Source organism: Microbacterium sp. K35 (assembly GCF_004794375.1).
Classification (GTDB): domain Bacteria; phylum Actinomycetota; class Actinomycetes; order Actinomycetales; family Microbacteriaceae; genus Microbacterium; species Microbacterium sufflavum.
In genome coordinates, this window is sequence record NZ_SSDM01000173.1 from 1 (window position 1) to 6,239 (window position 6,239).

A 6,239-nucleotide genomic window follows, 5' to 3' on the forward strand; every position below is an offset into this window, starting at 1 on the left:
GCCGCCCACGCCCCCGGCCTGATCGCCGACGCCGCCGCGGTCGCGGGCGGCGACTGGTGGTTCGGCAACCTGCACAAGTGGCCCTGCGCCCCCCGCGGCTCGGCCCTGCTCGTCACGGCAGCACCCGACCGCGACGAGCTGTGGCCGCTGATCGACTCGTGGGCCGCCCGCGAGCCCTACCCCGGGCGCTTCGACACCCAGGGCACGATCGACGCCACGACGTACCTGGCCACCCCCACCGCGATCGAGTTCATCGAGGCCGAGTTCGGGTGGGAGCACGCCCGCGCCGCGATGGCCGAGCGCGCCGACGCCGGGGCCGAGCTGATCGCCGAGGCGCTGCGCCCGTACGGCGACGAGGACCCGCTCACCCCGCTGCCCTCCCCCGTGCCGTCCATGCGCCTGATCCGCCTGCCGCTCGGGCTCGGCGCGACGCGCGAGGAGGCCGACGCGCTGCGCATGGACCTGCTCGACGAGGTCGGCGTGGAGACCGCCTTCACGAGCTTCCGCGGGGTCGGCTACTTCCGCCTCTCCGCGCACCTCTACACCGAGGCGTCCGACGTCGAGGCGTTCGTCGAGCGCTGCATCCCCGCGATCCTGCGCCGCGCCGGCATCCGCCCCACCGACGCCCTCATCCTCCCCTGACCACCCGCACGACCCGACCCACCCGAAACACACCCACCCATCCCCCACCGAGAGGCACATCGTGAAGAACAAGATCTTGACGACCGCAGCGGGAGTCGGCACCGTCGCCGTCCTCGCACTCACCGGCTGCTCCGGAGGCTCCGGCTCGTCCGGCGGCGACGGAGACGTCACCCTCCAGATGGTCGAGAGCCTGACGAACCCGGCGCGCACCGAGCTCATCCGCGGGCTCCTCGACGAGTTCGAGAAGGAGAACCCCGACATCACGGTGAACCTGGTCTCGCCGCCCACCGAGCAGGCCGATCAGAAGATCCAGCAGATGCTCCAGTCCGGCAAGGGCGTCGACGTGCTCGAGGTGCGCGACATCACGGTCGGTCCGTTCGCCAACAACGGCTGGCTGTACGACCTCGGCCCCGACCTGAAGAAGTGGGACGGCTGGGACGCGCTGACCGACAACGCCAAGTCCGCCGGCGTCGCCGAGGACGGCAAGAGCTACTTCGTCCCGTACGGCTTCTACGGCCTGTCGCTGTTCTACCGCACCGACCTCGTGGAGGAGGCGGGCTTCGACGGTCCCCCGCACAGCTGGAAGGACCTGCTGGAGCAGGCGTCCGCGATCCAGGATCCGTCGAACAACATCTACGGCTACGCGTTCCGCGGCGGCCAGAACGCCAACAGCAACGTGGTGGCCGCGATCGAGGCCTACACGATCGACGGGCTCGACACGGAAGATGCGTTCCTCATGGAGGACGGCTCGACGATCTTCGCCGCTCCCGAGGCGCAGGATGCGGTCGACGACTACTTCGACCTCTTCAAGGAGGCGTCGCCGCCGTCCGCCGTCTCCTGGGGCTACCCCGAGATGGTCGCCGGCTTCACGAACGGCACCACGGCCTTCCTGCTGCAGGACCCCGAGGTGATCGCGACCGTGCAGGACTCCTCGCTCACCGAAGACCAGTGGGACACCGCTCCGCTGCTCGTCGGCCCCTCGGGCAAGGCCGCGCAGCCGCTCGCCGTCGCCGGCTGGGGTGTCGCGAAGAACAGCGAGCACACCGAGGCGGCGGTGAAGCTGGTCGAGTTCCTGTCGTCGGCCGAGCCCGCGACCGAGTTCGCCCAGGCCAACAGCCTCGTGCCGATCATCGCCGCCGCGGCCGACGACGAGTTCTACTCCACGGGCCCCTGGACCAGCTACGTCACCATGACCGAGGACCCGGACACCTACGTCAACGTGCGCCAGCCGCGCGGCGTGAGCTGGTGGACCGAGTGGATCCAGAAGTCCGACCAGGACGTGCAGAGCGTGCTGCTCGGCACCATGTCGACGAAGGACCTGCTCGCCTCGTGGGATGCGTTCTGGACCGAGAAGTACGCCGCGGAGAAGGGCTGACCCGTGGCCCGCACCATCCGTGAAGGGGGCTCCGTCGGCACTGCCGGCGGGGCCTCCCCGGCACGCGGACGGCGTCGGCCGTTCCGCGGCCGTCACGCCCTGACGCTGCTGGCGTTCCTCGCCCCGGCGATCGTTTTCGTCTGCTGGTTCACCTACTGGCCCATGCTGCAGGGCGCCCGCATGGCGTTCCACGACTGGAACCTGTGGGACCTCACGTCGACCCCGTTCGTCGGCTTCGACAACTTCCTCGCCGTGTTCCGCGACCCGGCGTTCCCGACCGTGGCGTGGAACTCCGTGCTGTGGGTGGTCGGCTCGCTCGTGCCCCAGCTCGTCATCGGCTTCCTCATCGCGCTGGCCCTGCGCAAGCGGTTCCGCTTCCGCGGGCTCTACCAGGCGCTGGTGTTCTTCCCGTGGGCGGTGTCGGGCTTCCTCATCGGCATGCTGTTCCGCTGGATGTTCAACGCCGAGTTCGGCGTGGTCAACGACCTGCTCATGAAGGCCGGCCTCATCGACGCCCCGCTGCCCTGGCTGGCCGACCCGAAGCTGGCGATGTTCGCCGTCATCGTCGCGAACATCTGGTACGGCGTGACGTTCTTCGCGATCATGATCCTCGCGGCACTCCAGTCGGTGCCCGACGAGATGCTGGAGGCGGCGAGCCTCGACGGCGCCGGCAAGGTGCGGCAGCTGTTCTCGATCATCATCCCGTACATCTCGATGACGCTGCTGCTGACGATCCTGCTGCGCGTGATCTGGATCTTCAACTTCCCCGACATCATCTACGCGATGACGAACGGCGGCCCGGCCAACCAGACCCACATCATCACGACGTGGATGATCAACTACACGCAGCAGGGCAACTACGGCATCGCGAGCGCCATCGGGCTCATCGTCGTGGCGTTCCTCATGGTGTTCTGCGCCTTCTATCTGATGGCGATGCGGAGGGTGCAGCGATGACCATCACCTCGACCACCCGGACCGGTTCCTCGATCACCGAGACCCGTCGGATCACGGTGCCCGACCCGAAGGCCGCTCCGCGACCGAGGCCGCGGGTGACCGTCGGCGGTGTCGTGCGCGTGGTCGGGCTGGCCCTGTGGCTCCTGATCACGCTGTTCCCGCTGTACTGGATCACGCTCACCGCGTTCAAGTCGCCGGGGACCATCAACCGCTTCCCGATCGAGTACTGGCCGAGCGAGCCCTCGTTCGACAACTTCACGAGCCTGTTCGAGAAGAGCTCGTTCGGGGTCTTCCTGGCCAACTCGGCGATCGTGGCGGTGTCGGCCGGAGCCGTCGCGACGCTCATCGCCCTGCTCAGCGCCTACGTGCTCGCGCGCTTCGAGTTCCGCGGCAAGGGGGCGATCCTCATCGCGTTCCTGCTGACGCAGATGATCCCCGCGTTCATCGCCCTCGGCCCGCTGTACTCGATGATGACCGACCTGGGCCTCGTCGACACCAAGCCCGGACTCATCCTCGTCTACATCGCGATCTGCATCCCGTTCTCCACCGTGATGCTGCGCGGCTTCTTCGAGAACGTGCCCGACGCGCTGGAGGAGGCGGCGATGATCGACGGCTGCTCGCGCCTGGGGGCCCTGTTCCGGGTGCTGGTGCCGGTCATGACGCCCGGCATCATCGCGGCGTTCATCTTCAACTTCGTCAACTGCTGGAACGAGCTGTTCCTGTCGGTCGTGCTGATGAACACCGACGCGAACCGCACCGTGCCCTCGGCGCTGAACGGCTTCATCTCCACGTTCAACATCGACTGGGGCTCCATGTCGGCCGCGGCCGTGCTGACGATCCTGCCGACCATGGTGATGTTCGCCCTCGCCAGCCGCTGGATCGTGCAGGGCCTGACGGCCGGCGCCGTGAAGGAGTAGCCCGCGCGCGGACGAAGGCCCCCTCTCGCTGATCGCGGGAGGGGGCCTTCGCCTGCCCCGGTCAGACCAGGCGGGACTTCGGGGACACGGAGTACGTGTGCTCGGCGTCGCGGTTCACCGTGTCGCCCAGGGCCTCGTCGATCGCGGACAGCGTGTCGGCGTCGAGCGTCACGCCCGAGGCCTTGACGGTGTCGGCGAGCTGCTCGGGCCGGGAGGCGCCCACCAGGGCCGCCGCCACGTTGGGGTTCTGCAGCACCCACGCGATCGCGAGCTGCGGCATCGTGAGCCCCGCCTGCTCGGCGATCGGCTTGAGACGCTGCACCGCGGTGAGGATGTCGTCCTGCAGGAAGCTCTGGATGAACCCGGCCCCGGAGTTCTGGTCGGTCGCGCGCGAGCCCTCCGGCACCGGCTGCCCCGGCAGGTACTTGCCGCTGAGCACGCCCTGCGCCATCGGCGACCACACGATCTGCGAGATGCCCAGCTCCTCCGACGCGGGCACGACCTTGCCCTCGATCACGCGCCACAGCATGGAGTACTGCGGCTGGTTCGAGATGAGCTGGATGCCGAGCTGCGTCGCCAGCGCGTGACCCTCGCGCAGCTGCTCGGCCGTCCACTCCGAGACGCCGATGTAGAGCGCCTTGCCCTGCCGCACGACGTCGGCGAACGCCTGGAACGTCTCCTCCAGCGGGGTCTCGTAGTCGAAGCGGTGCGCCTGGTACAGGTCGACGTAGTCGGTGCCGAGGCGCTTCAGCGAGCCGTTGATCGACTCCATGATGTGCTTGCGGCTCAGGCCGGTGTCGTTCGGGCCCTTCGGGCCGGTCGGGAAGTAGACCTTCGTGAAGATCTCGAGCCCTTCGCGGCGCTGGCCCTCGAGCGCCTTGCCGAGCACGACCTCGGCCGCCGTGTTGGCGTATGTGTCGGCGGTGTCGAACGTGGTGATGCCGGCGTCGAGCGCCGCATGGACGGTCTTGACGGCCGCGTCGTCTTCGACCTGTGAGGCGTGCGTGACCCAGTTGCCGTAGGTGATCTCCGAGACCTTGAGACCACTGTTGCCGAGATAGCGATAGTTGACCATGGATCAACGCTAGTCCCGGCGGCGGACGCTCAGGCCGGTCGGCCGAGGGATTCCCGATACTCGCCCCACGCCGCGCCAAGGCGGCGCACCCCTTCCGCGAGCACGTCGTCGGGCGCCGTGAAGGGCAGGCGCACGTGGTCGTCGGGGGCCGTGGGGGACGCGGCGAAGGCGGCGGTGCCGGCGATCGAGACGCCGTGGGTCGCCGCGACGCGGGCGAGAGCCGACGCGGACCCCCGGGGCAGCGCGGCCCACAGCGCCAGTCCGCCCCGCGGCGCCACGTACGTCCAGTCGGGCAGGTGCTCGGCCATCAGGTGCTCCAGCAGCCGCAGCCGCTCCCGGTGCACGCGGCTGTTGGCCCGCCGCAGCTCGTCGGCGTGCGCGATGAGGTCGAGCGCGAGCAGCTGACCGGGCACGCTCGTGGACTGGTCGGCGAGCTGCCGGGCGCCGCGCAGACGCCGCACCAGCACCGGGTCGGCACGCAGCCACCCGATCCGCAGCCCCGCCCAGGCCCACTTCGACACCGACTCGACGACCATCACGGGGGCGTCCGGCCGCTCCGAGGCGAGCGTGGGCGGCACGACCCCGTCGAACGAGATCCCCGCGACGACGCGGTCCTCGATCACCGGCACACCGTACTGCGCGGCGAGCTCGGCCACGCGGTGCCGGGCCGCGGCGGGCAGGCGCGTGCCCGTGGGGTTCTGGTGGTGCGGGTTGAGCGCCACCAGCACGGGGCGCAGCCGGGCCATCGCCTGCTCCAGCGCGACCACGTCGAGGCCGTCCGCGCCCATCGGCACCCCCTGGACGGTGCCGCCGCGCAGCCCCACGCTGTCGGTCACCCCGGGCCAGGTGATCTCCTCCGCGAGCACGATGTCGCCCGGCTCGACGAGCGCGTTCACCACGAGGCTGATCGCCTGCTGCGCGCCGTGCGTCACCAGGATCTGCTCGGGCGTGGTGGGCGTGCCCTCCGCGCGGTACATCTCGGCGATCAGCTCGCGCAGCACCGGGAGCCCTGCGGGGTCGGTCTCGGGCAGCAGCGCGAGGTCGAGACGCGGCTGATGGTCGCGGATCAGCTGCACGCCGAGCTCCGGGATCTGCGGCACCGTGCGCAGCAGGTCGATCGTGTTCGGCACCGCGGAGAACAGGGCCTCGCCGCGACCGGGACGCGCAGGGGCGGTGGGGGCACCCGTCCCCGCCACGCGGGTGCCGCTCCCCTGCCGCCGCTCCACGAGCTCCTGCTCCGCGAGCACGGCGTAGGCGGAGACGACCGTGCCGCGGA

Annotated in this window: 5 protein-coding genes and 1 pseudogene; 4 read left to right on the top strand and 2 right to left on the bottom strand. The window is 70.0% G+C overall.

What is annotated here, in order from left to right; all coding sequences use genetic code 11:
- The 4 genes and pseudogenes from DW299_RS06390 to DW299_RS06405 all read left to right on the top strand — a co-directional run.
- Nucleotides 1-642, top strand: a pseudogene (locus tag DW299_RS06390) (aminotransferase class V-fold PLP-dependent enzyme); the annotation flags it as partial.
- 61 nt (nucleotides 643-703) lie between these two features.
- Nucleotides 704-2,017 (top strand): ABC transporter substrate-binding protein, encoded by a 1,314-nt coding sequence (locus DW299_RS06395; RefSeq protein WP_136036084.1) that lies wholly within the window; start codon nucleotides 704-706, stop codon nucleotides 2,015-2,017.
- Between the two features lie 3 nt (nucleotides 2,018-2,020).
- On the top strand, nucleotides 2,021-2,971 hold the full coding sequence (locus DW299_RS06400; protein ID WP_136029429.1) for a carbohydrate ABC transporter permease: 951 nt from the start codon (nucleotides 2,021-2,023) through the stop codon (nucleotides 2,969-2,971).
- Entirely contained in the window at nucleotides 2,968-3,888 is a 921-nt protein-coding gene (locus tag DW299_RS06405; protein WP_205812679.1) for a carbohydrate ABC transporter permease, read from the top strand. Before DW299_RS06400 ends, DW299_RS06405 begins: the two co-directional genes overlap by 4 nt.
- A 61-nt stretch (nucleotides 3,889-3,949) precedes the next feature.
- Here the strand turns inward: DW299_RS06405 and DW299_RS06410 are convergent, their stop codons facing one another.
- Together DW299_RS06410 and DW299_RS06415 are read right to left on the bottom strand one after the other, a co-directional pair.
- Complete coding sequence (locus DW299_RS06410) at nucleotides 3,950-4,963, bottom strand: aldo/keto reductase family protein (RefSeq protein WP_136036085.1); 1,014 nt, start codon at nucleotides 4,961-4,963, stop codon at nucleotides 3,950-3,952.
- A 29-nt stretch (nucleotides 4,964-4,992) separates the two neighbouring features.
- On the bottom strand, nucleotides 4,993-6,239 hold a 1,247-nt coding region (locus DW299_RS06415), incomplete at its 5' end, for an aminotransferase-like domain-containing protein (protein WP_136036086.1).